Source organism: Azospirillum agricola, from assembly GCF_020005195.1.
In the GTDB taxonomy this organism is placed as follows: Bacteria; Pseudomonadota; Alphaproteobacteria; order Azospirillales; family Azospirillaceae; genus Azospirillum; species Azospirillum agricola.
Window position 1 is genome coordinate 260,600 of the sequence record NZ_JAIFZR010000007.1, and the last position, 24,971, is coordinate 285,570.

General features: G+C 70.4%; 24 protein-coding genes. 10 read left to right on the forward strand and 14 right to left on the reverse strand.

The genetic code is table 11. The features are described from left to right. Nucleotides 1-213: 213 nt before the first annotated feature. The 6 genes from JN22_RS31020 to JN22_RS31045 all read right to left on the reverse strand — a co-directional run bounded on the left by JN22_RS31020 (nucleotide 214) and on the right by JN22_RS31045 (nucleotide 5,604). Nucleotides 214-1,536 carry an ABC transporter substrate-binding protein gene (locus JN22_RS31020; protein WP_211099721.1) on the reverse strand — a complete coding sequence of 441 codons (1,323 nt, stop codon included), beginning with the start codon at nucleotides 1,534-1,536 and terminating at the stop codon, nucleotides 214-216. 156 nt (nucleotides 1,537-1,692) lie between these two features. Then, nucleotides 1,693-2,646, reverse strand: a complete 954-nt coding sequence (locus tag JN22_RS31025; RefSeq protein ID WP_085557765.1) for a LysR family transcriptional regulator — start codon at nucleotides 2,644-2,646, stop codon at nucleotides 1,693-1,695. An 86-nt stretch (nucleotides 2,647-2,732) separates the two neighbouring features. Beyond that, nucleotides 2,733-3,320, reverse strand: a complete 588-nt coding sequence (locus JN22_RS31030; RefSeq protein ID WP_085557766.1) for a hypothetical protein — start codon at nucleotides 3,318-3,320, stop codon at nucleotides 2,733-2,735. After that, nucleotides 3,317-3,979, reverse strand: a complete 663-nt coding sequence (locus JN22_RS31035) for a ParA family protein (RefSeq protein WP_085557767.1) — start codon at nucleotides 3,977-3,979, stop codon at nucleotides 3,317-3,319. Before JN22_RS31035 ends, JN22_RS31030 begins: the two co-directional genes overlap by 4 nt. A gap of 118 nt (nucleotides 3,980-4,097) precedes the next feature. Continuing rightward, nucleotides 4,098-4,733, reverse strand: coding sequence for a hypothetical protein (locus tag JN22_RS31040; RefSeq protein WP_085557768.1), 636 nt, complete (start codon nucleotides 4,731-4,733; stop codon nucleotides 4,098-4,100). 1 nt (nucleotide 4,734) lies between these two features. Next, nucleotides 4,735-5,604 (reverse strand): helix-turn-helix domain-containing protein, encoded by an 870-nt coding sequence (locus JN22_RS31045; protein ID WP_085557769.1) that lies wholly within the window; start codon nucleotides 5,602-5,604, stop codon nucleotides 4,735-4,737. Nucleotides 5,605-6,179: 575 nt separating this feature from the next. Between JN22_RS31045 and JN22_RS31050 the strand changes: the two genes are divergently transcribed. Beyond that, nucleotides 6,180-6,380 (forward strand): hypothetical protein, encoded by a 201-nt coding sequence (locus tag JN22_RS31050; RefSeq protein ID WP_143268920.1) that lies wholly within the window; start codon nucleotides 6,180-6,182, stop codon nucleotides 6,378-6,380. Then, nucleotides 6,377-7,606, forward strand: coding sequence for a plasmid replication protein (locus tag JN22_RS31055; RefSeq protein ID WP_085557770.1), 1,230 nt, complete (start codon nucleotides 6,377-6,379; stop codon nucleotides 7,604-7,606). Before JN22_RS31050 ends, JN22_RS31055 begins: the two co-directional genes overlap by 4 nt. A gap of 38 nt (nucleotides 7,607-7,644) precedes the next feature. Here JN22_RS31055 and JN22_RS31060 read toward each other — a convergent pair whose 3' ends face one another. From JN22_RS31060 to JN22_RS31075, 4 genes are all read right to left on the reverse strand, one after another. Continuing rightward, the gene (locus JN22_RS31060; RefSeq protein WP_085557771.1) at nucleotides 7,645-8,256 is read right to left on the reverse strand and encodes a phosphatase PAP2 family protein; all 612 of its coding nucleotides are present in this window, start codon (nucleotides 8,254-8,256) and stop codon (nucleotides 7,645-7,647) included. Nucleotides 8,257-8,354: 98 nt separating this feature from the next. Beyond that, nucleotides 8,355-9,449 carry an amino acid ABC transporter permease gene (locus tag JN22_RS31065; protein WP_085557772.1) on the reverse strand — a complete coding sequence of 365 codons (1,095 nt, stop codon included), beginning with the start codon at nucleotides 9,447-9,449 and terminating at the stop codon, nucleotides 8,355-8,357. Further along, nucleotides 9,446-10,639, reverse strand: a complete 1,194-nt coding sequence (locus tag JN22_RS31070) for an amino acid ABC transporter permease (RefSeq protein WP_143268922.1) — start codon at nucleotides 10,637-10,639, stop codon at nucleotides 9,446-9,448. Before JN22_RS31070 ends, JN22_RS31065 begins: the two co-directional genes overlap by 4 nt. A gap of 33 nt (nucleotides 10,640-10,672) precedes the next feature. Then, entirely contained in the window at nucleotides 10,673-11,755 is a 1,083-nt protein-coding gene (locus JN22_RS31075) for an amino acid ABC transporter substrate-binding protein (protein WP_085557773.1), read from the reverse strand. A gap of 357 nt (nucleotides 11,756-12,112) precedes the next feature. Here JN22_RS31075 and JN22_RS31080 point away from each other — a divergent pair, with 357 nt between their 5' ends. The 7 genes from JN22_RS31080 (at nucleotide 12,113) to JN22_RS31110 (ending at nucleotide 18,695) form a co-directional block, all read left to right on the forward strand. Further along, nucleotides 12,113-12,331 carry a hypothetical protein gene (locus JN22_RS31080; protein WP_143268928.1) on the forward strand — a complete coding sequence of 73 codons (219 nt, stop codon included), beginning with the start codon at nucleotides 12,113-12,115 and terminating at the stop codon, nucleotides 12,329-12,331. A gap of 25 nt (nucleotides 12,332-12,356) precedes the next feature. Continuing rightward, the gene (locus JN22_RS31085; RefSeq protein ID WP_143268930.1) at nucleotides 12,357-13,427 is read left to right on the forward strand and encodes an isopenicillin N synthase family dioxygenase; all 1,071 of its coding nucleotides are present in this window, start codon (nucleotides 12,357-12,359) and stop codon (nucleotides 13,425-13,427) included. A gap of 27 nt (nucleotides 13,428-13,454) precedes the next feature. After that, a complete protein-coding gene (locus JN22_RS31090) occupies nucleotides 13,455-14,750 on the forward strand; it encodes an O-acetylhomoserine aminocarboxypropyltransferase/cysteine synthase family protein (RefSeq protein WP_085557775.1) in 1,296 nt (431 codons plus the stop codon). A gap of 198 nt (nucleotides 14,751-14,948) precedes the next feature. Beyond that, nucleotides 14,949-15,896 carry a sulfonate ABC transporter substrate-binding protein gene (locus JN22_RS31095; protein WP_085557776.1) on the forward strand — a complete coding sequence of 316 codons (948 nt, stop codon included), beginning with the start codon at nucleotides 14,949-14,951 and terminating at the stop codon, nucleotides 15,894-15,896. After that, nucleotides 15,893-17,071 (forward strand): FMNH2-dependent alkanesulfonate monooxygenase, encoded by a 1,179-nt coding sequence (ssuD, locus tag JN22_RS31100; RefSeq protein ID WP_085557777.1) that lies wholly within the window; start codon nucleotides 15,893-15,895, stop codon nucleotides 17,069-17,071. Before JN22_RS31095 ends, ssuD (JN22_RS31100) begins: the two co-directional genes overlap by 4 nt. Continuing rightward, nucleotides 17,071-17,898: an aliphatic sulfonate ABC transporter permease SsuC gene (gene ssuC / locus JN22_RS31105; protein WP_085557778.1), complete on the forward strand. Its 828-nt coding sequence runs from the start codon at nucleotides 17,071-17,073 to the stop codon at nucleotides 17,896-17,898. Before ssuD (JN22_RS31100) ends, ssuC begins: the two co-directional genes overlap by 1 nt. Then, nucleotides 17,895-18,695, forward strand: a complete 801-nt coding sequence (locus JN22_RS31110; protein WP_085557779.1) for an ATP-binding cassette domain-containing protein — start codon at nucleotides 17,895-17,897, stop codon at nucleotides 18,693-18,695. Before ssuC ends, JN22_RS31110 begins: the two co-directional genes overlap by 4 nt. A 343-nt stretch (nucleotides 18,696-19,038) precedes the next feature. Here the strand turns inward: JN22_RS31110 and ssuD (JN22_RS31115) are convergent, their stop codons facing one another. Further along, nucleotides 19,039-20,247, reverse strand: coding sequence for an FMNH2-dependent alkanesulfonate monooxygenase (gene ssuD / locus JN22_RS31115; protein WP_085557780.1), 1,209 nt, complete (start codon nucleotides 20,245-20,247; stop codon nucleotides 19,039-19,041). Between the two features lie 230 nt (nucleotides 20,248-20,477). Between ssuD (JN22_RS31115) and JN22_RS31120 the strand changes: the two genes are divergently transcribed. Then, nucleotides 20,478-20,960 carry an Lrp/AsnC family transcriptional regulator gene (locus JN22_RS31120; protein ID WP_143268933.1) on the forward strand — a complete coding sequence of 161 codons (483 nt, stop codon included), beginning with the start codon at nucleotides 20,478-20,480 and terminating at the stop codon, nucleotides 20,958-20,960. Here the strand turns inward: JN22_RS31120 and JN22_RS31125 are convergent. The 3 genes from JN22_RS31125 to JN22_RS31135 form a co-directional block, all read right to left on the reverse strand. Continuing rightward, a complete protein-coding gene (locus JN22_RS31125; RefSeq protein WP_085557781.1) occupies nucleotides 20,943-22,226 on the reverse strand; it encodes a winged helix-turn-helix domain-containing protein in 1,284 nt (427 codons plus the stop codon). The genes JN22_RS31120 and JN22_RS31125 overlap by 18 nt on opposite strands. A gap of 88 nt (nucleotides 22,227-22,314) precedes the next feature. Continuing rightward, on the reverse strand, nucleotides 22,315-23,979 hold the full coding sequence (locus JN22_RS31130; protein WP_085557782.1) for a PAS domain-containing sensor histidine kinase: 1,665 nt from the start codon (nucleotides 23,977-23,979) through the stop codon (nucleotides 22,315-22,317). A gap of 137 nt (nucleotides 23,980-24,116) precedes the next feature. Beyond that, complete coding sequence (locus JN22_RS31135; RefSeq protein WP_085557783.1) at nucleotides 24,117-24,938, reverse strand: IclR family transcriptional regulator; 822 nt, start codon at nucleotides 24,936-24,938, stop codon at nucleotides 24,117-24,119. Nucleotides 24,939-24,971: the final 33 nt, after the last annotated feature.

Consider the following 24,971-nt stretch of genomic DNA (forward strand, 5'->3'; position numbering starts at 1 on the left):
CAAGGTGGGCCGGAGGGCTCAGGACACGCCCTCTCCCGTCCCGGGAGAGGGAGGGGATCCGCCGCGAAAGCGGTGGGGAGGGTGAGGGGCTGTCGGGCGTGCGGCTTGATCCATGCCGCCGGTCGCCCCTCACCCTTCCCGCTTTCCGCGGGCCCCTTCCCTCTCCCAGGACGGGAGAGGGAGTGAACCCCCACTTGGAAAAGGCTCGGCGCCTCAGCGCTTGTCCCAGGCGGGCATCGGGTAGACGATGTCCTTGGTCGCCACGTCGAACGGCCACACCGTCACGTACTTGCCGTCCTGCACCTGGACGATGATCCCCTGCCCCAGTTCGTTCTGGCCGCTGGCGTCGAACTTCACGCCCTTCCAGGGCAGGATCAGGCCGCTCGCCGGGATGTCGGTCTCCTGCAACGCCTTGCGGATGGCGTCGGGCGTCGTCGCCCCGGCGCGGTCGATGGCGTCGACCAGCACGGCGATGCCGGTGAAGGCGCGCGCCGAGTTGCCGTTGAAGTTCACCCCGGCCTTCGCCAGCATCAGTTCGTTGACGCTTCGGATCAGCGGGTTGCGTTCGGCCTGGTCGAGCGCCCAGACCTCGCGGCTGATGATGTACTCGCCGTCCTTGCCGAGCGTCTTCAGGAACTCGCTGTCGTTGAAGCCGGCGTCGTTGGCCAGCAGCATGCTCGGCGAGAAGCCCAGCTCCTTGTAGGTCTTCATCGACAGGATGGCGTCGCCGAGATAGGAGCTTTGCATGATGATCGCCGGGTTGGCGGCCTTCAGGCGCTGCACCTCCGACGTCATCTGGGTGGTCTTGGCCGGGTAGAGGATCTTCTCGGCGATCTTGAACTTGCGCTCGTCCGACAGCTTGACCTGGAGCTTGGTCGTCTCGTTGCCCCACAGCGTGTTCTCGTTGAACAGGCCGATGGTCCGCAGCTCCTTGCCGGTCTTCTTCTCCATGTCGCCGAGGAAGGTGAAGAAGTTGGTGACGAACAGGTCGTCGTGCGGCGTCGTGCGGAAGAACCATTTGAAATTGCGCTGGGTCAGCGTCGCCGACGAGGATTCGCCGTTCAGGAAGGGCACGCCGTAGCGTTCGGCGACCTGGCTGGCGGTGGCGGTGACGTTGGAGAAGTAGGCGCCGGTCAGCGCGACGACCTTCTCGCTGGTGATCAGCCGCTCCGCTTCCGTGGCGCCGACCTGCGGGTTGCCCTGATGGTCGCCGAAGATCAGCCTGATCTTGGCGCCCTTCATGCGGGGCATGCCGGCGCCGGCGACCAGGCCGGGCGGGGCCGGGATCTCGCCGTTGGCGATGGAGGCGGCCAGTTCCGCCGCCGCCTTCAGCTCCACCCCCGTGGAGGCCGCCGCACCGGTCAGCGGGTAGATCACGCCGATGCGGATCTCCTCCTGCGCACGCGCGCTGCCCACACCAAGCGTCAGGCCCCCCAAGGCCGTGGTCGCCAACAAGGCCGCTGTCGCCATCATCCGCGTGATCGCCTGCCGGCGGGTGGCGCCCCGGCCGATGGCCTTCGCAACCGTAAACCGCATCGTGAATGCTCCTCTGTTCAGTGCCGTCGTTCTTCGTCGCTGGCGGGGGCGCGTGCCTTTGCGGCTGATGTGAGTGCGCCCTGAACGAATGATGCCACGAACAGTAACGATGCCGTCCAATCGTTTCTTTTGATCCGGATTGATAAGCGGGTTCTATCAATCGGCCGCCAGATCGCCTGCCCCTTGCTCGACGGCCGCCTGCCCGGTGTCCGTCAGCGCGTGCAGAGCGCCGTACTCGGCGGCAACCTCGACCGCCAGCCGGGCGACGACCGCCGCCATGTGGTTGTCCTGGTTGGCCGGGTAGGCGGCGGAGAAGGACAGGTTCGGCAGCGGCGACTGCGAGCGGACCAGCCGCAGCCGCCCGTCGGCCAGCTCGCGCTGGACGATGGCGGTGGGAATGACGCTGACGCCCACGGAATCGAGGGCCATCCGCACCACGCTGGCCAGCGAGCTGTTGCCGAACATCCGCACCGGCAGCCCGATGGAGGAGAACATCTCGCGGATCACGCCGTAGGGCTGGGTGGTGCGGGAGAAGGTGATGATCGGCCAGGCCGCGAGATCCTGGAGCGAGACCGGCTCCGCCGGGATGGGGAGCGACGGGCTGACGACCCAGCCCAGCGGGTAGTTGCCGACCGGCACCGTCTTGAAGCGGATGTCGGTGTAGGAGCCGAGCATCACGGCGACGTCGAGCTCATGGCGCAGCAGCGCCTCGCGCAGGCTGGGCGAGGTCTCGACCTCGATCTCCAGCGAGACGCCGGGATAGAGCGCGTTCAGCCGCTCGATCAGCCGGCTGAGCCAGGTGTGGACGACGGTCTCGGCGACGCCCAGCCGGATGACGCCGCGGATGGCTTGGCGGTCGGCGACGGCGTCGAGCAGCTCGGCGCGCAACGCCATCATCCGCTCGGCGTAGGTCAGCAGCACCATCGCCTGCGGGGTCGGGGCGACGCGGCGCCCGACCCGCTCGAACAGCAGGACGCCCAGCTCGTCCTGAAGCTGGGCGATGCGGGCGGAGATCGCCGGCTGCGTCGTGTTGAGCCGCTCCGCCGCCCGACGGAACCCGCCGAGCCGCATGGTCCAGATGAAGGTCTCCAGCGACTTCAGATCCAGCATCGCCCGCCCCACCGCCCATACCCGCGTTCAGAACGGACCGCAGCATAGCATGGCAAGCGCTGGAGCGGCGTCCAATCGATCCCCCCTCAGTCCCCGGCCTGTTCGGCCAGTTCCGCCTCGACCGCGGCCAGACGGGCGCGCAGGCGCTCGCGTTCGGCGAGCAGCGCCTCGCGGCGGCCGGGCGCCTCTGGCAGACCGGCGGCGGCCATCACGCCGGCCTGCCGCAGATCGCGCTTGAAACGGACGATCTCCGGCCGGGTCACGTCGGGGCGGATCAGGTTGCGCTGGTCGGCCAGCCGGAGCTGCTCCGTCGTCAGGGTCGCCAACTGGTAGACGGTGGCGTAGCTCGGCGGCAGCTTGGTGCCGGGCAGGCGGCCGCTGTCCACCGCCTCGGCGACCATGCGGAGTTGGTAGGCGACCTGATAGCCGAAGGGCAGCTCGTTCTCGACCATCGCCTGGAACTCGCCATGGGGCAGCCGGCTGCGTGCCTGCACGAGGTAACGGCCGATCAGCAGGAATCTCTCCTGCGCGCTGCGCCACAGAGTCGCGATCTCGTGGACGAACTCCTCGCGGCGGATCAGATCCAGCGGGGCTTCCGCCATGCGCTCGATCCGCTCGTCCACCGCCATGTGACGGCGGGCCTGCGCCTTGGAAACCTGCTTGAACCCGCTCATTGCATCAGCTCCAGCTCGTGACGGACGAAGGCCCAGACGCCGGCCATGTGCTCGACGCCCTTGCCGCCCTTCAGCTCCAGCAAGCCCAGACCCCGCCCGGCGGTGAACTGGATGTCCTCGTAGTCGGGCACCTCGACCGGGCAGATCCGGCCGTCGCCGAGCAGCTTGCGCTGCGCCTCGGTGAAGCCGCGGGTGCGCGGCTTGACGCGGTTCATGACGAAGGCGGCGTTCTTGCCGTAGCGGCGGACGAAGCGCATCCAGGGCCGCACCGAATCCAGGTCGTCGTCGGACTGGCCGGTCGGCACGACGATCAGGTCGGAGGACAGCGCCAGAAGCTTGAACTCCTCCGGATGGTCCTCGATGGAGGGCGGCGTGTCGATCACCAGCAGGTCGAAGCCCTCGATCCCGGCGAGCGCGTCGCGGATGTCGGAGGGGGTCATGCCCGCCTCGAAATGCGTGATCGGCACCATGCCGTCGGGGCGCTTGGCGAACCATTTGGTCAGGCTGCGCTGCGGGTCGAGATCGAGCGTCGCCACCGAACAGCCGTCGAGCGCCGCCGCCACCGCGATGTTGCGGCTCAGCGTCGTCTTGCCGATTCCGCCCTTCGGACCGTTGACCAGCAACCGTCTGACCGGCGCCGCGCCCTTGCCGTCCGTCATTCCCGACACCCTTTTTCGCAGAAGAACCGTTCGACCGATGTGTAGCAGACGCGCGCCACGGTTCAAACCTAAGACATGTCTTAGCTTTGACCGCAGGGGAACGCGCCCGAGCGTTCCGTCAGCGCGGCATCCGGCGGACCGCCCCGGTCACCAGACGGTGGACGGGCGCCGGCCGGTCGCTGGAGGCGGCCTCCCCGGCCTGCGCGACGGCGCGCAGACGGTCGGCGAGCGCGCGTTCGGCGGCGCAGGCCTCCTCGCACAGGTCGCGGATCTCGGCGATGCTCGGCCGCCATTTGCGCGAGCGGCGCCAGACGCGCGCGGCGTGGTCGATGGCCCAGGCGGGAAACTCGCCGAGATCGTCGGCCCAGTCCATCGCGAGCAAACGCTCCACATCCGGGGTCGTCGCCTTGGCCGGGTAATGGCTGAGCAGGGCCAGCACGCGGCCCAGCAGATGGTTGGCCGGGGCGGGCGCCAGGATGTCGCCGTCGATCTCCGCCAGGGCGCGGCGGGCCATCGCGGCGTGGCGCGGGGTGACGGTGTCGGGCGGCGTCCATTCCTCGGCGATGCCGGTGAAGCCGTCGTCGGTGAAGCGGCTGCGCCGCTCGACCCGTCCGCCGGCGAGCAGCGCGCGCAGCGGTTCGGGCAGCGCCTCGGTCAGCATCCGGCTGCGCTGGGCCGGGGCCATCGCCGGGTCGAAGGGCAGCGGCGAGGCGGCTGGCAGCGTGTGCAGGGGGCTCGGTTGCGGAATGCTCATGTCACATCCAGGGCGAGGAAGGGGGCGAGGAGGGGCAGGGCGAAGAGGTGGGAACGGCGTGCGCCAGGCTGCCGTTCAGTTGGGCCGCGACGCTGGCCCAGGCGGAGACGCGCTGTTCGGCCTCGGCGGCTCGCTGGGCCGGCGCGGAGACCGATGGAACCGTCTTGCGGGTGTGGGATGCCCGCGGGGCGGTCTTCGGCATGTCCTGCAACAGCCAGGAGCGCCATGCGGCGCCGACGTCGTGGTAACGGTAGCCGTGGGCCTGGCAACGGCGAACGAACAGTTCGGCGTGGGCATCGAGATCGGCATCGGGAAAGCGGCTCGCCGCCCAGAGCCGGTCTGCGTCGCCCGGGATCCAGTCGGCCGGCACCGTCCGGGCGACGGCGATGTCCGGCCGTCGGCTTGCTCGCGGATGCCCACCCGGCGCGCCTGAGGAGAGCGAGTCCGGAATTTGTTCTGGATGAGGTTGTTCCTGACTCGCCGCTGGACAGGGGGAGTCAGTCCCCGAGTCAGGGGGAGTTCGGCCGCAGGGCATGGAGTCCCGGCTCGCGATGGGGCTGAGGCTGAGCCGGTAGCGGCAGCTCAGGCGGCCGCCGTTGGTTGCGCTGCGATGCTCGATGGCGACGAGGCCCAGAGCCTCCAGCCGGCCCAGGATGCGGTTCACGGTGGGGCGGCTGCGCTTCAGCTTGGCGGCCAGCGTCGCCTGCGACGGCCAGCACACCCCGGCCTCGTCGGCAAAGGTGCTGAGCGCCGCCAGCACGGCCAGCCCGTCGGCGTCGAGATCGGGGTGGTCGAGCCACCAGGCCGGAATCCGGCCCCAGCGTTCGCCGGCAGGCCGTTCGGCCGTTGTGTGCTTGCAAAGATCGGTCATGCTGCTGCTGTCCTCCACCCGTCGCGGGCTCCTAGTCGGTGCGGAGGATTCGGAGCGGGCGGCGGGAAAGTCGAATCGCGGGCAACCGCTCCATGGAGCCTTTGCCCGCACACCGGAAGTCTTTCCTCGCGACCTTGGAGCGACAGCCCGCGACCCTGGAGTTCTTGCCCGCGTTTGCCGCCCGAATCGGGATCCTGGCGCGGTTCCCCGCGGAATTGGAGCCTTTGCCCGCGATTGGCTGCCCCAGCCATGGAGCGCTTGCCCGCGATTCCCGAAATCCGGCGAAATCGCGAGTCAGATCAAGGCGAAGACCGGCATGAACAGCGCGGGCGCGGCGCAGGATGACAGGCATCCGATGCAAGAAATGAGGGGAGGTTCGTCCGGCATCACGCGCGATTCCAGCCGTTTTGACCTGAGCATGGCCGTGGCGTGGCGGTGGAGGGAGGGGGACTGCCGATCGCTGGAGCCTTTGCCCGCGATTCCCGCCAATGCGCCGCCCGCCGGGGAGAGCGCATGGAGCGGCAGCCCGCGATTCCATCGGTTCCTTCCGGAGTTGCTCCGGAGTCGGCGCTGTCATGTCCCGGATTCGCGGCGGCGGGCCGTCCATCGCGGGCTGTCGCTCCATGATCGCGGGCAAAAGCTCCAGCATCGCGGGGAAAGGCGTCATGATCGCGGGCTGCCGCTCCATCCCGCCGGTGGTGAATCTTTCGGTTCTGTTGCGCCGTCGGCACCGCCGCGCCATGGTGGTCGCCGACACGCGGAGACACGACGAATGACCAAGATGGCCCCGACCAGCGCGGCCCAGCTCATCCTGTTCGAGCTGGAGGACCGGTCGCAGTCGCACCTGATCGCTTTGTACGATCTGGCGCCGCGCTTCGTCTTCGTCTCGCGCGACAACGACGCCAAGGACAAGACGGCCAGGGACAAGGGCGAACTCGTCACCAAGGACAGCTTCATCAAGTCGGTGCGGCGCGAGTTCTCCTTCCGCGGCCGCAACTATCGCCTGACCGTGCAGCCCGCCCGCATCGACCGCAACGGCCCGCCGCGCGGGGGCGAGCGCGCGCCCGGCGCGCCCCCGGATCTGGTTGAGGTCGAGATCTTCCCGTCGGAGCGCGAGCAGGTGGTCGAGCAGGTGGTGCGCCGCCTCGCCATGGACCGTTCGCGCCTGTCGCTGACCGGCGAGAACCGCGACAAGGTGCAGATGCGCTTCAGCCTCTATGAGATCCAACGGGAACTGCGGGCGGTCAACCACACCCTGTCGATCCAGGACATCCGCGAATCGCTGACCATCCTGGCGCGCTCGCGCATCATCATCTCCACCGGCCCGACGCCGGAGCCGGGAAAGAAGAGCCGGGGCCAGAACATCCTGGAATCGACCGCCTTCCCGGTGCTGGCGATCCGCTCGCGCCCCGACCTGACCGACGAGGAGGGCGGCGTCGAGGAAACCTATCTGGAGTTCAACCCGCTGGTCTCCGCCGCCATCCGCGACCTGGAGTTCAAGCCGGTCTCCTACGCCTGGCTGATGAAGCTGAAGTCGCCGGTGTCGCGCTGGCTCTACAACCGGCTGTCGATCGAATACGACACCGCCGAGGACGACGCCAAGCCGGTCGCCATCAGCGCCGACGAGATCATCAAGAACAGCGGCATGAACGAGTGGTCGCGTCTGCGCGACACGCTGCGGGTGGTGACGGCCGCGGTGGACGCGCTGGTCGACGAGGGCATCCTCGACCGGGCCGACAAGGAATACACCAAGGTCGGCAAGCGCATCGACGCCATCGACTATCTGCTGACGCCGTCCGCCAAGTTCCTCGACCAGGTGCGTCGCGGCCGCCGCGTGCAGAAGACCAACATCGACCTGCTCAAGGCGATCGTCGGCAATGTCGGCCGTCCGGATGGGTTCGTGCCGCTGAAGACCACCGACGCGGTCGAGATGCGCGGCAAGCGCGCCCGGCGGCTGCTCGCCGACGCGGCGCAGGTGTCGCTGCCGCTGAACGAGGACTGAGCGGCGGCGGGGAATGGTGGAGGCGGACCGCTCCTCGTTCAGCGGTCCGTGTCGTTTCCTGCCAATCCCGGCAACAGGGTTCGTGCCAGCAGCGTGACGGCGGTGCCGAGCAGGGCGCCGGCCATCACATCCGACACCCAATGGCGGTGACGCATGACGCGTCCGCTTGCAAGGACCGTCGCGCAACCATAGACCAGCGCCGCCTCTCCCGGCGTGGCCACGGCCGAGGCGATGGCGGTCGCGGCGGCGAAGGCGCTCGCCGCGTGACCGGAGGGGAAGGAGCGCGCGCTGATGCGGTAGCCGTCCCTCAGGCGCGGGTGGCATTCGTCGGGACGGCGGCGGCGGATCCGCGCCTTGATGGAGCGGCTGGCGGCGGCGGTCGCCATCAGCCCGACCACGCCCACTCCCCCGGCCCGGCGCAGCCGGTCGTTTCCGGCGAGCATTCCGACGCACCAGGTGGCGGCGAAGCCCGGAATCAGGATGTGCCGCTTTATGACGTAACGGCCCGCGGTGGCAATGGCCTGCTCCACCGCACCGGCCCTGCCGGTGCAGGCGTCGTGGAGGTGCGCGTCGATCCCGTCGATCCGTGTCAGGATCGGGCGCAGCGGTTCGGGCACCGGCGCTCCGTTGTATCCGATGGCGTCGCTCAAGGCTTACGCTCCTGCGGTTGCATGCCCCGGAGGAACGGTTCGGGGAAGGCGCGGTTCCGCCGGTCCGACGCGTCGTCTTCACTCACCGGCGGAGCGGGTCAGGCGCCGCGCCGCAGCCGGGCCTCCAGCCACAGGCTGTAGCGCGAGGCCAGCACGCAGAAGATTAGGTAGATCACGGCGGCGAAGGCGAAGGCCTCGTCGTAGAAACCGAGCCAGGCCGGATCCTTCGCCGCGTTGCGCGCGGTGTTCAGCACATCGAACAGGCCGATGACGATGACCAGCGTGGTGTCCTGGAACAGGCCGACGGCGAGGTTGAGGATGGCCGGAATCACCGTGCGCAACGCCTGCGGCAGGATCACCAGCCGCATCGCCGCCCAGTATCCGAGCCCCAGCGCGCGCGCCGCCTCGTGCTGGCCCGGCGGAATCGCCTGCAAGCCGGCGCGGACGATCTCCGCCAGATAGGCCGAGACGAACAGGATGATGGCGATCTGCGCCCGCAGCAGCTTGTCGATGGCCGAGCCCGACGGCAGCATCAGCGGCAGCAGCAGGGTGGCGACGTAGAGCACGGCGATCAGCGGCACGCCGCGCATCACCTCGATGAACGTGACCGCCAGCAGCCGCACCCCGCCCAGCGGGCTGCGCCGGGCCAGCGCCAAGAGGACCGCCAGAGGGAAGGCGCCGATCATGCCGACCGTCGCCAGCAGCAGATTCACGGGCAGGCCGCTCCATCGCTCGGTGGGCACCGACGGACCGTCCGGTCCGCCGGCCAGCAGCAGGACGACCACCGCCAGCCCGGCGCTCCAGCCGGCCACCCAGCGCAAGGGCGTCGTCCGCCGCCAGAGCGCCGGCGTCGCGCTCAGCGCCGTCATCCCGGCCAGGATCGCCAGCGCCGCCGCCGGCCGCCAGTGCCGGTCGGCGTCGTAGAAGCCGAACAGGATGTAGCGCAGCTTCTCGCCGATGAAGGCCCAGCAGGCGCCGGCCGCCTCGGCGCAGCGGTCGGCGGGGCCGGACCACACCGCGTCGAGCAGGGTCCAGCGCAGCAGCGGCGGCACCGCCCAGGCGAGCAGCCCGAGGCACAGCAGCGTGATGACGGCGTTCCGCTTTGAGCCGAACAGCCCGTCGCGCAAGCTTCGCCAGCGCGGCTCTGGGGTAATGCGCGGCGGCGCCAGCCCGCCGAGGGCTTGATCGGTCATCGCCGCCCCCGCCGTTCGAGCCGCCGGTTGTAAAGGTTCATCACGGCCGATACCGCCAGATTCACCGCCAAGTAGGCGCCCATCATGATCGCCATGGTTTCCAGCACCTGACCCGTCTGGTTGGCGCTGGTGTTGATGACGCTGACCAGATCGGGGAAGCCGATCGCCACGGCGAGGCTCGAATTCTTGATCAGGTTGAGGTGGCTGCTGGTCATCAGCGGCACGATCACCCGCAGCGCCTGCGGCACCACCACCAGCCGCATGGTCCGCCCGCGCGTCAGGCCGAGCGCCCGCGCCGCCTCCCATTGGCCGGACGGCACCGCCTGGATGCCGCCGCGCACGATCTCGGAGATCATCGCGGTGGCGTTGACCACCAGCCCGACCAGCAGCGCCGAGAATTCCGGCGACACGGTGGCCCCGCCGGCGAAGTTGAAGCCGGCCAGCTCGGGAAACTCGACCGCCAGCGGCAGGCCGGAGCCGAGAAGCAGCCCGGCCGGCACCCCCAGCGCGACCGCTGCGACCGCGACGGCCGACAACGTGCCGCCACCCCGATCCGCGCGTCGTCGCAGCGCGGTCCCCGCCATCGCCAGCAGCAGGGCCAGGGCCAGCGCCGCCAGCACCCGGCCGCCCGTCCCCTCCCCGGCGAAGGCCGGAAGCAGGATGCCGCGGTTGCACAGGAAGACCCCCGGCAGCGGGTTGAGCGCCTGGCGCGGGCCGGGCAGCGCCTGGACGATGGCGCTCCAGAAGAAGAGCTGGAGCAGCAGCGGCGTGCTGCGGATCAGCTCGACGTAACCTTGCGCCAGCACCGACAGCAGCGGGTTGCCCGACAGCCGCGCCACCCCCAGCGCGACGCCGAGCAGGGTGGCGAGGACGCAGCCGACCGCCGCCACTTTCACCGTGTTCAGCAGCCCGACCAGGAGGGCGCGGCCGTAGCTGTCCTGCGGGGCGTAGGCGATCACCGATTCGCCGATCTCGAAGCCGGCGGGCCGGCGCAGGAAATCGAAGCCCGGCGTGATGCCGAAGCGCTCCAGGCTGGCGACCGTGTTGCTCCCCAGCCAGACCGCCGCCAGCAGCACGACGCCAAGCAGCGCGAGCTGGACGCCGGAACGGCCGCCCCACCAGGAGGCGGCCGCCCCGGCCAACGTCCTGGCCGATCCGGAGCCGGGTGTGGATCCGTGTTCGTTTCGCACCGGACTCAGCCTTCCGTCACGACACCGTCCGGCTCAGCGGAAGGGCGGGGCGTAGAGCAGGCCGCCCTGCGTCCACGGCGCGTTGTAGCCGCGTTCCAGACCGACCTTGGTCTTCGGGCCGACATGGCGCTCGAAGATCTCGCCGTAATTCCCGACCGTCTTGATGATCGTGTAGAAGGTCTTGGGATCGAGCTTGGCGGCCTCGCCCAGGCTGGGATCGACGCCGAGGAAGCGGCGGATCGACGGGTCGCCGCTGGTCAGGAAGCTGTCGACGTTGGCCTGGGTGATGCCGAACTCCTCGGCCTGGATGGTGGCGTTGACCACCCAGTTGACGATCTCCAGCCACTGGTCGTCGCCGTAGCGGATCGCCGGGGCCAGCGGCTCCTTGGAGATGCGCTCGGGCAGCAGGACGTAGTCGTCGGGCTTGGGAAGCTGGGTGCGGGTGATCGCCAGATCCGAGGCGTCCTGGGTCAGCACGTCGCAGCGGCCGCTGGCGAAGGCCTTCTGGTTCTCGGCCGTCTCCTCGATCACCACCGGCTTGAAGCTGATCTTGTTCTGCCGGAAGAAGTCGGTGATGTTCAGCTCGCCCGTGGTGCCGGTCTGCACGCAGACGGTGGCGCCGTTCAGATCCTTGCCTTTGTTGACGCCCAGCGTCTTCGGCACCAGCAGCCCCTGGCCGTCGTAGAAGACCACCGGGCCGAAATGGAAGCCCAGCTTGGTCGCGCGGGTGAAGGTCTGGGTCACGCCCGACAGCAGGATGTCGAACTCGCCCGATTGCAGCGAGGGCAGGCGCTGCTGCGGCGAGGAGGAGACGAACTGCACCTTCTCCGGGTCGTTGAAGACCGCGATGGCGAGCGCCCGGCCGAAATCGACGAAGAAGCCCTGCCAGCGGCCGTTGCTGTCCGGCGCGAAGAAGCCCGGCTGCGAACCGACGCCGACCTTGACGGCGCCGCGCGCCTTGATGGCGTCGATGGTCGGCCCGGCCTTGGCCGCCCCGGTCAGCGCGAGGCCGAGCGCCACGCCGAGCGCGCCGGCCAGCAGCCAGCGCGCCGATGGCCCCTTGCTCGGCGAACGGGCGGGCGGGGTGGAGGGCGAGGACGAGGGGGAGTGACGCATGGTGGATTCCCGCAAGTGAGGTTTGTTGTTTTTCTGCCGCGCGTTTCAGGCTCGCACCGGCCTCGTGTCCATCGGCCCAGTATCGGTGCTGTGGAGACGCTCGAGACGGAGCGGTGCCGCGATCGGCGATATCTCTAATAATTTTATAGAGATTTCTCCCTGTCAACGGAATTGTGGAATTTTTCGAATCATACATGGTTTTTACGCGATACGGAAAAATTCCCGCACCTATCTCGATAAAAATAATAGACAAACAGCCCGTTTCGATTCCATCATCCCGTGAAATCACGCCGCCGCCGGCTCAACCGTCTCGGCGCTGATTTTCAACCCATTGTTCCGAAAGGGAAAGCAATGGCCTTGCCCGCCACTGCCCGTGCCGCCGCCGACACGCCGCCCCCGTCCAACGTGGTGTGGATTCCGCTGCCGGAGGGGATGGCCCTGCCGGTCTGTTCCGTGTCGTCCGCCGCCCGCAACAATGGCGCCGACGATGATGGCGCCGACGACGGCGACGACACGCTGTGGGGCCACCTGAGCGGCGCCTGGTTGCGGCTGTGCCGCCACCGCAAGGCCGCCTGATCCCTTCCGGAAGGAGAGTGTTCCCGTGACCGCGACATCCCCCGCCCAGCCTGCCCCTTTCGCAGCCGGTTCCTCCGAGCCGCCGCTGCCGATCCTCGACCTGAGCCGCCTCGATGGGTTGGCGGCCGAGCGCGCGCTGTTCCTGTCCGAGCTGCGCGCGGCGATCCGCCGCTTCGGCGCCTTCTACGTGACCGGCCACGGCGTCGGCCAGGGCACTCTCGACGACGCCTTCGCCCTGTCGCGCCGCTTCTTCGACCTGCCGGAACGCGACAAGCTGGCGATCGAGATGGTCCATTCGCCGCATTTCCGCGGCTACACCCGCGCCGGCTGGGAGCGCACGCGGGGCCGCGCCGACTGGCGCGAGCAGGTCGACATCGGCTCGGAACGGCCGACCCTGCCGACCGGCCTGGACGCCCCGGCCTGGGCGCGGCTGCAAGGCCCCAACCAGTGGCCGGACGCGCTGCCCGAGCTGCGGCCGACCGTGCTGGGCCTACAGGACGCGCTGACCGACGTCACCACCCGGCTGCTGCGCGGCGTGGCGCTCGCCATCGGCCAGCCGGAGGACGCCTTCGACTCCATCATCGCCGACGCGCCGACTCAGCTCGTCAAGCTGATCCGCTACCCGGGCCACGACACGACACGGGAGGAAGGCGTGTCGGGGCAGGGCGTCGGCCCGCACAAGGACAGCGGGCTGCTGACCCTGGTGCTCCAGCACCAGCAAAGCGGCCTCCAGGCCGAGACCGCCGACGGCTGGGTCGACGTGCCGCCGATCCCCGGCACCTTCGTGGTCAACGCCGGCGAGCTGCTGGAGCTGGCGACCGACGGCTATTTCCGCGCCGCGGTCCATCAGGTGGTGACGCCGGCCGCCGGCATCGACCGGCTGTCGATCGCCTTCTTCCTCGGCGCCCGCCTCGACGTGCGGGTGCCGGTGCTGCCGCTGCCGCCGGACCTCGCCGCCGAGGCGCGCGGGCCGGAGCGCGACCCCGACAACCCGCTGCTCCGGAACGTCGGCGAGAATTCGCTGAAGAGCCGCCTGCGCTCGCACCCCGACGTGGCGCAGCGCCACTACGCCGACCTGCTGGCCGCGACAGCCTGAGTCCCCCCTTTTTCCGAGGATTCCCCGATGACCGACCGTTCGCCGCGCTTCGAGACGCTCGCCCTGCACGCCGGCAGCTACCGCTCCGACCCCGCCACCGGCGCCGTGGCGGTGCCGATCTACCAGACCACCTCCTACCAGTTCCAGGACACCGGCCACGCCGAGCGGCTGTTCGCGCTGGCCGAGCTGGGCCACATCTACACCCGCGTCACCAACCCGACGACCGACGTGCTGGAGCAGCGGCTGGCGGCGCTGGAGGGCGGGGCGGCGGCGCTGGTGGTGGCGTCGGGGCAGGCAGCCTCCTTCTACGCGATCCTCAACCTGGCGCAGGCCGGCGACAATTTCGTCACCTCGACCGACCTCTATGGCGGGACCTGGAACCTGTTCGCCAACACCTTCAAGCAGATCGGCATCGAGGCGCGCTTCGTCGATCCGTCGGATCCGGAGAATTTCCGCCGCGCCACGGATGACAAGACCCGCGCTTACTACGCCGAGACGCTGCCCAACCCGAAGCTGAACGTCTTCCCGATCCGCGAGGTCGCCGACATCGGCCGCTCGCTCGGCGTGCCGCTGATCGTCGACAACACGGCGGCGCCGCTGACCGTGCGGCCCTTCGAGCATGGCGCGGCGGTGACGCTCTATTCGGCGACGAAGTACATCGGCGGCCACGGCACCACCATCGGCGGCGTCATCATCGACGGCGGCAACTTCCCCTGGGAGGAGCACGCCGCCCGCTTCCCGCTGCTGACCCGGCCCGACCCCAGCTATCACGGGGCGGTGTGGACGGAGGCGGCCAAGCCGCTCGGCCCCATCGCCTACGTGCTGCGCGCGCGGGTGACGCTGCTGCGCGACACCGGCGCCGCGATCAGCCCGGCCTCGGCCTTCCAGCTCATCCAGGGGCTGGAGACGCTGCCGCTGCGCATCCGCCAGCACAACGAGAACGCTATCAAGGTCGCCGACTTCCTGAAGAACCACCCGAAGGTGACCTCGGTGATCTTCCCCGGTCTGCAAAGCGGTGAAGCGAAGCGCCGCGCCGACGCCTACCTGAAGGGCGGCTACGGCGGGTTGGTCGGCTTCGAGCTGGCCGGCGGTGCGGAAGCCGGCCGCCGCTTCATCGAGAGCCTGAAGCTGCTCTACCACGTCGCCAACATCGGCGACGCCCGCTCGCTGGCGATCCACCCGGCAACGACCACGCACTCGCAGCTCTCGCCGGAGGACCAGCTGGCGAGCGGCGTCACCCCCGGTTATGTCCGCCTGTCGATCGGCATCGAGCATCCCGACGACATCATCGCCGACCTGGAGCAGGCGCTGGCCGAGGTGTGAGGGCGGTCGGGCAAACGAAGCTCCCTCTCCCGCCCCGGGAGAGGGAAGGGGCCCACGCGAAGCGTGGGAAGGGTGAGGGGGTATCCAAGAAACAGATGCGTCGATCCTTGGGTCACCCCTCACCCTCCCCATGGCGATGCCATGGGTCCCCTCCCTCTCCCGGGGCGGGAGAGGGCATTCATAAGAAGGGACGAAACGATGAAACGGATGTTCGGGATGCTCGCCGGCGCCGCCGCCCTGGCCGGGCTGGCGCTGTCGTCGCTGCCTGCGGCGGCGGCCGACAAGGTGGTCCGCATCGGCTACCAGAAATACGGCACGCTCATCATCCTCAAGGAGCAGGGGCTGCTGGAGAAGAAGCTCGCCCCGCTCGGCTACTCCATCGCCTGGACCGAGTTCCCCGGCGGGCCGCAGCTGCTGGAGGCGCTGAACGTTGGCGCGCTCGACTTCGGCACCACCGGCGAGGCGCCGCCGATCTTCGCTCAGGCGGCCGGCGCCCCGCTGCTCTATGTCGGCTACGAGCCGCCCTCGCCGAAGGGCGAGGCGATCCTGGTGCCGAAGGATAGCCCGATCCGGTCGGTCGCCCAGCTCAAGGGCAGGAAGGTCGCGCTCAACAAGGGCTCCAACGTCCATTACCTGCTGGTCAAGGCGCTGGAGAAGGAGGGCTTGAGCGTCACCGACATCGAGCCGGTCTATCTGCCGCCGGCCGACGCCCGCGCCGCCTTCGAGCGCGGCGCCGTGGACGCCTGGGCCATCTGGGATCCCTTCTACGCCTCCGCCTCGGCCGCCACCGGCGCGCGCACGTTGACGGACGGCACCGGGCTGGTGAAGAACCACCAGTTCTTCCTGGCCGCCAAGCCCTATGCCGCCGCCAACCAGCCGGCGATCGACGCCGTTCTCGCCGGCCTGCGCGAGGTCGACGAATGGGCCGCCCAGAACGTCAAGGCGGTCGCCGAGCAGCTCGGCCCGAAGGTCGGCCTGCCGGTCTCCGTGCTCGAGGTCGCCGCCGCCCGCCAGGGCTACGGCCTGCGCCCGATCGACGCCGAGGTGATCGCCGAGCAGCAGCGCATCGCCGACACCTTCTTCGCCCTGAAGCTGATCCCGAAGAAGATCGACGTCAGCGCCGCAGCACCGGGGAGCAAGTCATGACCTCGCCCCACGCGGCCCGAGAGGCCAACATCCTCTGGTTCATCCCGACCCACGGCGACGGCCGTTACCTCGGCACCGCCATCGGCGCGCGGGAGACCGACCAGGGCTATCTGCGGCAGATCGCGCAGGCGGCCGACAGCCTGGGCTATTTCGGGGTGCTGTTGCCGACGGGCCGGTCGTGCGAGGACAGCTGGGTCGTCGCCTCCTCGCTGGTGCCGGCGACCGAGCGGCTGCGCTTCCTGGTCGCCGTGCGTCCGGGGCTGCAATCGCCGACGCTGGCCGCCCGCATGGCGGCGACGCTCGACCGGCTGTCCAACGGGCGGCTGCTGATCAACGTCGTCACCGGCGGCGACCCGGTGGAGAACAAGGGCGACGGCATCTTCCTGTCGCACGCCGACCGCTACGCGGTGACGCGCGAGTTCCTCGACGTCTGGAAGGGCCTGTTCTCCGGCGCTCCGGTCAATTACGAGGGCGAGCACATCCGCATCGAGGACGGGCGGCTGTTTTACCCGCCGGTCCAGGCCGGCGGCCCGCCGCTCTATTTCGGCGGCTCGTCGGACGCCGCCAACGCGGTCGCCGCGACCTACGTCGACAAGTACCTGACCTGGGGCGAGCCGCCGGCGCAGGTCGCCGCCAAGCTGGCCGGCGTGCGCCGGCTGGCCGAGGCGCAGGGCCGCAAGGTCAGCTTCGGCATCCGCCTGCACGTCGTCGTGCGCGAGACGAACGAGGCCGCCTGGGCGGCGGCGGACGACCTGATCCGCCACGTCGACGACGCCACCATCGCCTCGGCGCAGGCGATCTACGCCCGGATGGATTCGGTCGGACAGCGCCGCATGGCGGAGCTGCACGGCGGGCGCCGCGACAAGCTGGAGGTCAGCCCGAACCTGTGGGCCGGCGTCGGGCTGGTGCGCGGCGGGGCGGGGACGGCGCTTGTCGGCGCCCCGGAGACGGTGGCGGCGCGCATCCGCGAGTACATGGACATCGGCATCGACAGCTTCGTGCTGTCCGGCTATCCGCATCTGGAGGAGGCCTACCGCTTCGCCGAGCTGGTCTTCCCCCTGCTGCCGCTGGCCACCACCACCGGGCGGGCGCGCGGGTCGGCGGCCAACAACGGTCCGTTCGGCGAGAGCATCGCCAACGGCCTGCCGCCCGCACTGCGGCAGGCGGCGATGTGATGGCGCCGCGCGGGATCGCAAACGCGGCGCTGTGGCGCGCGGCCCTGCGGCGGGTGGCCGGGCGGCTGGCGCCCTGGCTGCTGCCGCTCACGGTGCTGACGGCGTGGGAGCTGGCGGCGTGGGGCGGCTGGCTGTCGGCGCGCGTGCTGCCGGCGCCGAGCGACATCGCGCTCGCCTTCTGGACGACGCTGCTCGACGGCAGCCTGCCGCACCACGTCGCGGTCAGCGCCGGCCGGGCGGCGCAGGGGCTGCTGATCGGCGGCGGGCTCGGCTTTGCGCTGGGCTTCCTCAACGGGGCGCTGAAGCCGGCCGAGACGCTGCTCGACAGCACCCTGCAAATGCTGCGCAACGTGCCGCACCTGGCGATCATCCCGATGGTGATCCTGTGGTTCGGCATCGGCGAGGAGGCCAAGATCTTCCTGGTCAGCATCGGCGTGCTGTTCCCGATCTACCTCAACACCTTCCACGGCATCCGCTCGGTCGACCGCGGGCTGGTGGAGATGGGGCGGGTCTATGGGTTGGGCACGGCGGCGCTCTACGCCCGCGTCATCCTGCCCGGCGCCCTGCCGTCGATCCTGCTGGGCCTGCGCTACGCGCTGGGCATCATGTGGCTGACGCTGATCGTTGCCGAGACGATCTCCGCCTCGTCCGGCATCGGCTACATGACGATGAACGCGCGCGAGTTTTTGCAGACCGATCTGGTGCTGCTGGGGATCATCGTCTACGCGCTGCTCGGCAAGCTGGCCGACACCGCGACCCGCTGGCTGGAGCGCCGCGCGCTGGCCTGGAACCCCTCCTTCCACACCGCGCTGGAGTCCGCCACATGAGCGCCTTTGCCCAGGCCTTGCGCCGCCTGCCGCTGACCGTCCCCCGTCCGTTCCCGGCTGCGGCTGCGCCCGCCGAACACGCCGTCATCGAGCGGGCGCGGCCGCTGCCGCTGGTTCTCGACGGGGTGGTGAAGGAGTTCGCCGGCCGCCGGGTGCTCGACGGCATCGACCTGCGGGTTCCCGCCGGCCAGTTCGTCGCGGTGGTCGGCCGCTCCGGCGGCGGGAAATCGACGCTGATGCGGCTGATCGTCGGGCTCGACCGGCCAACCGCCGGCCGGGTGCTGGTGGACAGCCGCCCGGTCTCCGGCCTGCGGCCCGACGTGCGGCTGCTGTTCCAGGATCCGCGCCTGCTGCCCTGGCAGCGGGTGGCCGGCAACGTCGGCATCGCGCGCGGCCCCGGCTGGCGCGAGCGGGCGCTGGCGGCGCTCGACGATGTCGGGCTGGCCGGGCGCGGCGACGACTGGCCGGCGGTGCTCTCCGGCGGCCAGCGCCAGCGGGTGGCGCTGGCCCGCGCGCTCGTTTCCAACCCCGGCCTGCTGCTGCTCGACGAGCCGTTCGGCGCGCTCGACGCGCTGACCCGGCAGGAGATGCACGGGCTGCTGCGTCGCATCCGCGACGAGCACGGTTTCGGCGCCATCCTGATCACCCACGACGTGGCCGAGGCGGTGGCGCTGGCCGACCGCGTGCTGGTGCTGCGCGAGGGCCGGGTGGCGCTGGACCTCGACATCGGCCGTCCGGGGGAGCGTCCCGGCGCCTCGGCGACCGACCTCGAAACCCGCATCCTGAAGGAGGTGTGACGCGCTCTTCCGTTCCTGTTCCGTGTCCCGTTTGTCCCACATGGCTTGGTTGTCTTTAGCGTCCACGCACGACTTGACGGGGGAGCGTCCCAGACGCTCCCCCGCTTTTCGTTTGGGTGTTCGACGTGCCGGAACCGCCTGCAAGCCCTCTCCCCCCCGGGGAGAGAGTTGGGTGAGGGGGATGCATGGCGGGACATCAGCGAAAGAGAATGGGCGAAGGGGCAGGATGCCCCTTCGCGGCGCGCGTGCCGCGCGCCGGCCCCCTCACCCTCCCCACCGCTCCGCGGCGGGTCCCCTCCCTCTCCCCAGGGGGGAGAGGGCGATTATACCGGTCCCCCGCCGCTCAGGAGGCGGAGGCCAGGGGGGCCGCGTCCAGCGGCACGTCGGCGGGGAAGCCCTCCCAGTTCACGCGGGCCTCCGTGCGCGTCGGGGCGGTGGAGGGCAGGTCGCGCCGGCCCTCGGGGAGGATGCCCAGCTCGGGGAACAGCAGTTCGGCGACGCGATGCGCCTCCTCCAGATGCGGGTAGCCCGAGGCGACGATGGTGTCGATGCCCAGCGCCTGGTACTCGCGGATGCGGGCGGCGACCGTCTTGGGGTCGCCGACCAGCGCCGTCCCCGCCCCGCCGCGCACCAGCCCGACGCCGGCCCACAGGTTCGGGCTGATCTCCAGCCGGTCGCGGCGCCCGCCGTGCAGATCGGCCATCCGGTGCTGGCCGACCGCGTCGGACTCCTCGCGGAAGCGCTTCTGGGCGGCGGCGATGGTCTCATCGGACAGGTGGCTGATCAGGCGGTCGGCGGCGGCCCAGGCCTCGGCCTCGGTCTCGCGGACGATCAGGTGGACGCGCAGGCCGTAGCGCAGCGTGCGGCCGAGCGCGGCGGCGCGCGCGCGGACGTCCTCGATCTTGGCCTTTACCTGCTCGGGCGGCTCGCCCCAGGTCAGGTAGGCGTCGTGCAGCTCGGCGGCGAGCTGGTGCGCGGCTGGCGAGGAACCGCCGAAATAGAGCGGCGGGTGCGGGCGCTGCACCGGCGGAAACAGCAGCTTGCCGCCGTCCGACCTCACGTACCGCCCATCGTAGCGCACCGTCTCGCCGGCCAGCAGGCCGCGCCAGATGTGCAGGAACTCCCGCGCGTGGTCGTAGCGCGCGTCGTGGTCGAGGAAGAAGCCGTCGCCGGCCAGCTCCTTCGGCGCGCCGCCGGCGACGACGTTGAACAGCACCCGGCCGTTGCTGAGGCGGTCGAGCGAGGCGGCCTGCCGGGCGGCCAGCGCCGGGGTGAAGACGCCTGGGCGCAGCGCCAGCAGGAAGCGCAGCCGCTCGGTCTGCGGGATGATGCCGGCGGCGGTGATCCAGGGATCCTCCATCGACTGGCCGGTCGGCACCAGCACGCCGAAATAGCCGAGCCGGTCGGCCGCCCTCGCGATCTCCGCGAGGTATTTCGGATCGACCGGGCGGTGGCCGACTTCCGAGCCCAGGTAGGCGCCGTCGCCGGCGGTCGGCAGGAACCACAGGAAATCGGGCGGCGGCGGGGTGATGGTGGACTGGATGGCGGTCATGGGGGCGGTGCTCCGGTTCGGAAATCGCGGATTGGCGCATGGCGCGCCCCGGAATGATGCGCGGATCGGTCTGTGGCATGCAAATTTAAATCTATTAATAAAGTAGAGTTAAAATGTCGCACCTTTCCTGATTTTCTGTGAATAGGCGGGGCGGCCGTAGCGCCGAATCCCGCTTCGCCCGAACCCGGCGCTGTGCTTAGCTTTTTCAGGCGGTGCAGGAGGGATGGCGGATGGCGGGGACGATCAAGCTCGACCGGCACGAAAAGGGCATCCTGGCGGCCCTGCAGGACAACGCCCGGCTGACCATGCAGGAACTGGGCGAGGCGGTCGGCCTGTCGGCCTCGCCCTGCTGGCGGCGGGTGCGGTCGATGGAGGAGATCGGCGTGATCCGCCGCTACACCGTTCATCTCGACCCGCGCAAGCTGGGGCTGGCGGAATGCGTCTTCGCCCACGTCACGCTGGAGCGCCACAAGGAGAACGCGGTCGAGCAGTTCGAGACCGCCATCGCGGCGATGCCGGAGGTGCTGGAATGCTTCGCCGTGACCGGCGAGGCCGATTACCTGCTGCGCATCGTCGTGCCGACGACCGGGGATTACGGGCGTTTCCTCAGCGAGCGGATCTTCTCCATCCCGGCGGTCGCGCATGTGAAGTCCAGCGTGACCCTGAAGGAGGTGAAGTTCGAGACCCGCCTGCCGCTAACCCACCTCGACTGAGGCGCCCGCCGGGACGCCGAGCGCATCGGCCAATGCCGGGGCGAGGTCGCCGGCCCCAACCACCGTGACGCGCGCCAGCCCGAGCCAGCCGGCCATCCGCCGCAGCTCGGCCGCCAGCGCCTCGGCCACCGCGCCGGGGGCGGCTCCGGCCTGGGGGGCGGTGTCCGCCTCCAGGTGGGCGGCCTGGACCAGCAGGGCGCCGGCCTTGCGGTCGGCCTTCAGGTCGACGCGCCCGGCGATGCGCTCGTCCATCAGGAAGGGCAGCACGTAATAGCCGTGCTCGCGTTTTTCGGCCGGGGTGTAGATCTCCAGCCGGACGCGGACGCCGAACAGCCGCTCGGTGCGCTGGCGCTCCCAGATCAGCGAATCGAAGGGCGAGAGCAGGGCGCGGGCGGCGGATTTGCGTGGCCGGCGCGCGTCGGGCGACAAATAGGCCGGCTGCGCCCAGCCCTCCACCGCCACCGGCAGCAGGTCGCCGGCCTCGACCAGCTCGGCGACGCGCAGCCGGGCGTCGGCGGCGTCGAGCCGGTGGTAGTCGCGCAGGTCGCGCTCCGTCGCCACGCCATGGGCGCGGGCGGCGATGCGCAGCAGGGCGCGCTGGGCCTCGGCCTCCTCCGGCGTCGGGGCGGCGAGGACGGCGGCGGGCAGCACCCGCTCCGGCAGGTCGTAGAGCCGCTCGAAGCCGCGCCGTCCGGCGGTGGTGACCAGCCCGGCCCAGAACAGGAACTCCACCGCCCGCTTGCCGTCGCTCCAACCCCACCAGCCGCCGGCCCCCCGGCCGGCCCCGCTCAGCTCCGAGGCGCCGAGCGGCCCGCGCGCCGCCACCTCGGCCAGCACCGAGGCGACGTAGGGGCGGCGTTCGGCGGCGAAGCGCGCCAGCTCGCCGTAGATGCCCTCGCCGCGCTCGGCCCGCGCCATGCGCCAGCGGAACAGCGGCTGCTGCTCAACCGGAATCAGCGAGGCCTCGTGCCCCCAATATTCGAACAGCGCCCGCCGCCGGCCGCCATAGGCCAGCCGGTCGAGCAGCGGCGCCTCGTAGGCCCCCAGCCGCGAGAACAGCGGCAGATAGTGCGAACGCACCAGCACGTTGACCGAATCGATCTGCACCAGCCCGAGCCGGCCGATCATCCGGCGGGCGTGGCGCGCCCCGACCGCCTCCATCGCTTCGGCCCCGGTTTGGGGGCCGGCGGCCGCAGCGGCGAAGCCCTGGGCGGCGATGGCTATGCGGCGGGCCTCGCGAAGGGACAGCGTGTCGGAACGCGGCATGGGACGGAACGCGGCGGGTGGAGGAGCGGGGGCGGCAGCATACACGTCCTCCGGTCGCGGCACCCGCGCTTTTCGGCCGAGCGGGTGCTCAGGCGGCCTGCTGCTGCCCGTCGTCCGCGGACTCGCAGCCCGGCCCCCGGATGGGAAGCTGCACGCGGAAGACGGTTCCCCGGCCGACCTCGGTCTCCACGGCGATGCGGCCGCCGTGGCGGCGCACGACGATGCTCTGGCAGATCGACAGGCCCTGGCCGGTGCCGCGCCCCGGCGGCTTGGTGGTGAAGAAAAGGTCGAAGATCTTGTCGCGGTGCTCCGGCCGGATTCCGGCCCCGGTGTCGGCGACGCCGAGAACCACCGCGTCGCCCTCGCGCTTCAGGCTCAGCGTGATCAGGCCCTTCAGCGCCGCCGTCTCGGGAGCGGCCTGGTTGCGTTCCTCGATGGCGTGGGCGGCGTTGACGATCAGGTTCAGGATCACCTGGTTGATCTCGCCCAGTTCGCAGAAGACCGGCGGCAGGCCGGGCTCGATGTCGAAGGCGAGGTCGGCGACGTATTTCCATTGGTTGCGCGACACGGTGGCGGTGGTCTCCAGCGCGCGGGCCAGATCGGCCCAGCCCTTCTGGCCGCTGTCGGGGTAGGAGAACTCCTTGACCGCGCCGACGATCCTGCGCACCCGCTCCACTCCCTCCAGCCCTTCCGACAGGGCGGCGGGGATCTCCTCCACCAGATAGCGGGTGTCCTCGTCGAGCGCACCGGCCGCCTCGGTCAGCCGGATGGCGATGTCGGCGAAGGAATCGCGAACGAAGGTCAGGTTGTCGCCGATGTACTGCATCGGCGTGTTGATCTCGTGGGCAATGCCGCCGGCCAGCGTGCCCAGCGATTCCATCTTCTGGCCGTGCATCACCTCCAGCTCCAGTTCGCGGTTGCGGGCCTGCATGGTGACGAACTCGGTCATGTCGTGGGCTTCGAGCAGCACGTAATGCACGTCGCCGCCGGCCGAGCGGACGGGCTTGCAGCTCACCGCGAAGACGTGGCGGGCGCCGGCCTCGTTGGCGAATTCCAGGTCGAGCGCGGTCGCCTCGCCCAACGCGGCCGTTTCAGCCGCGTCGCGGATGGCGGCGCGGGCGGCCTGCTGGTCGCCGAACCAGGGGCCGTCCCACAGCGGCTCGCCGGTCACCTGCTCGCGCGCCAGACCGCGGAAGCTGAGCGCCGCGCGGTTGATCTCGACCACCGCGCCGTCGATCAGCATCAGCATGACGAAGGTGCCGACGCCGTTGAAGATCGCCTTCACCCGGCGGTCGCTCTCCGCCTTGGCGCGCTCCAGCAGCTCGATGTAGAGGCGGCGCTCGTAATGAGCGGTGGATTCCGAACCGATGCCGCGGTAGCCGGCGAAGCGGCCTTCCGCGTCGAAGAAGGGAATGCCGCTGATGGTGAAATGATGCGCCTTCCCGCGCGGGTCGCGGATGCAGTAGGAGAAGTCGCGGAAGGGGCGGCGGGCCTCGATGTCGGCGACGTGGCGGACCACGGAGTCCGGGCTGATGCCGCGCAGTCGGACCTTGACGCTGTTCTGGCCGATGAACTCCGCCGGGTCGAGTCCGGTCGCCAGCGCGAAGCCGTCGGTGAAGCGGGTGAAACGCAGCGCGGCGTCGCATTCCCACGCCCAATGATGGCCCGAGGCGGTCAGGGCCGCCATGAGCAGGTCGTGCGAGGCGTCGTCCAGGGGCTGGGCCGGCGTCTGAGCGGGGCGGTCGTCGGTCATGGCGCGGGCCTCCGTTTCCACGGTCGCCCAGTCTACCACTTTGGAGAATGGCGGCGCCAAGTCAGGGGCGCCCCGGAGACGGCGTTAACCCCTCGCTGGATTGCGGGGGGGAGGGGGGCGTGCGTCGCCGAACCTTCCTACGCCGCCCCGCTTCCCAGCACCGCCGCCGGGCGGCGCAGGACGGGATCGAAGGGGTTGAGCTGGTTGCGCACCCCGGCGGCCTCGCGGCGCAGGATGTCGACCACCACCGGCAGCCGCTCCTCGTTCAGCCGCTCGCTGATGGTGCCGACGCTGAGCGCGGCCACCGCGTGGCCCTCGCGGTCGAGCACCGGCACCGCGACGCCGGACATGCCCGGCAGCAGCCCGGTCGAGCGGCTGGCATAGCCGAGATCGCGCACCCGCGCGATCTCCGTGCGCAGATACACCTCGTCGAGGATGCCCACCCCCTGCATGCGCGGCAGGTTGAAGCGGATGACCTCCTCGCGCTCCTCCTCCGGCAGGAAGGCGAGGATGGCGAGGCTGCCCTGGCCGATGCCCAGCGTCACCCGGCCGCCGATGTCGCCGGTGAAGGAACGGATCGGGAAGGGCCCCTCGCTGCGGTCCAGGCACACCGCGTCGAAGCCGCTGCGCACCAGCAGGAAGATGGTGTCGCGCAGCGTCGCCGACAGCCGCAGCATGATCGGGCGGCAGATGTCGCGCAGGTTGTTGGGGTTGCCGGCGCGCGCCGCCATGGCGAACAGGTCGATGGCCAGCCGGTAGCGCTTGGAGCCCTTGTCGGCCTCCACCATGCCCTCCTCGACCAGCGTCTTCAGGATGCGGTGGACGGTGGGCGGCGTCAGGTTCAGCGCGCGGGCGACGTCGGTCAACCGCGCGCCCGCCTCGTTGGCCTCGGCCAGAAGGCGGAGGATGGCGATGCCGCGTTGCAGGCTGGATTTCGCACCCGCATCATCAACCGTCATGGGTTTTGCCCCGTTGTAAGCTCTGGTCGTTCG

Coding starts and splice junctions, on each gene's coding strand:
- JN22_RS31125 (WP_085557781.1), bottom strand. CDS start 22,226: ATGCCGCGTTCCGACACGCTGTCCCTTCGCGAGGCCCGCCGCATAGCC.
- JN22_RS31065 (WP_085557772.1), bottom strand. CDS start 9,449: ATGACCGATCAAGCCCTCGGCGGGCTGGCGCCGCCGCGCATTACCCCA.
- JN22_RS31040 (WP_085557768.1), bottom strand. CDS start 4,733: ATGAGCATTCCGCAACCGAGCCCCCTGCACACGCTGCCAGCCGCCTCG.
- JN22_RS31095 (WP_085557776.1), top strand. CDS start 14,949: ATGAAACGGATGTTCGGGATGCTCGCCGGCGCCGCCGCCCTGGCCGGG.
- JN22_RS31025 (WP_085557765.1), bottom strand. CDS start 2,646: ATGCTGGATCTGAAGTCGCTGGAGACCTTCATCTGGACCATGCGGCTC.
- ssuD (WP_085557780.1), bottom strand. CDS start 20,247: ATGACCGCCATCCAGTCCACCATCACCCCGCCGCCGCCCGATTTCCTG.
- JN22_RS31055 (WP_085557770.1), top strand. CDS start 6,377: ATGACCAAGATGGCCCCGACCAGCGCGGCCCAGCTCATCCTGTTCGAG.
- JN22_RS31020 (WP_211099721.1), bottom strand. CDS start 1,536: ATGCGGTTTACGGTTGCGAAGGCCATCGGCCGGGGCGCCACCCGCCGG.
- JN22_RS31050 (WP_143268920.1), top strand. CDS start 6,180: ATGTCCCGGATTCGCGGCGGCGGGCCGTCCATCGCGGGCTGTCGCTCC.
- JN22_RS31030 (WP_085557766.1), bottom strand. CDS start 3,320: ATGAGCGGGTTCAAGCAGGTTTCCAAGGCGCAGGCCCGCCGTCACATG.
- ssuC (WP_085557778.1), top strand. CDS start 17,071: ATGGCGCCGCGCGGGATCGCAAACGCGGCGCTGTGGCGCGCGGCCCTG.
- JN22_RS31135 (WP_085557783.1), bottom strand. CDS start 24,938: ATGACGGTTGATGATGCGGGTGCGAAATCCAGCCTGCAACGCGGCATC.
- JN22_RS31075 (WP_085557773.1), bottom strand. CDS start 11,755: ATGCGTCACTCCCCCTCGTCCTCGCCCTCCACCCCGCCCGCCCGTTCG.
- JN22_RS31120 (WP_143268933.1), top strand. CDS start 20,478: ATGGCGGGGACGATCAAGCTCGACCGGCACGAAAAGGGCATCCTGGCG.
- JN22_RS31110 (WP_085557779.1), top strand. CDS start 17,895: ATGAGCGCCTTTGCCCAGGCCTTGCGCCGCCTGCCGCTGACCGTCCCC.
- JN22_RS31035 (WP_085557767.1), bottom strand. CDS start 3,979: ATGACGGACGGCAAGGGCGCGGCGCCGGTCAGACGGTTGCTGGTCAAC.
- JN22_RS31130 (WP_085557782.1), bottom strand. CDS start 23,979: ATGACCGACGACCGCCCCGCTCAGACGCCGGCCCAGCCCCTGGACGAC.
- ssuD (WP_085557777.1), top strand. CDS start 15,893: ATGACCTCGCCCCACGCGGCCCGAGAGGCCAACATCCTCTGGTTCATC.
- JN22_RS31045 (WP_085557769.1), bottom strand. CDS start 5,604: ATGACCGATCTTTGCAAGCACACAACGGCCGAACGGCCTGCCGGCGAA.
- JN22_RS31090 (WP_085557775.1), top strand. CDS start 13,455: ATGACCGACCGTTCGCCGCGCTTCGAGACGCTCGCCCTGCACGCCGGC.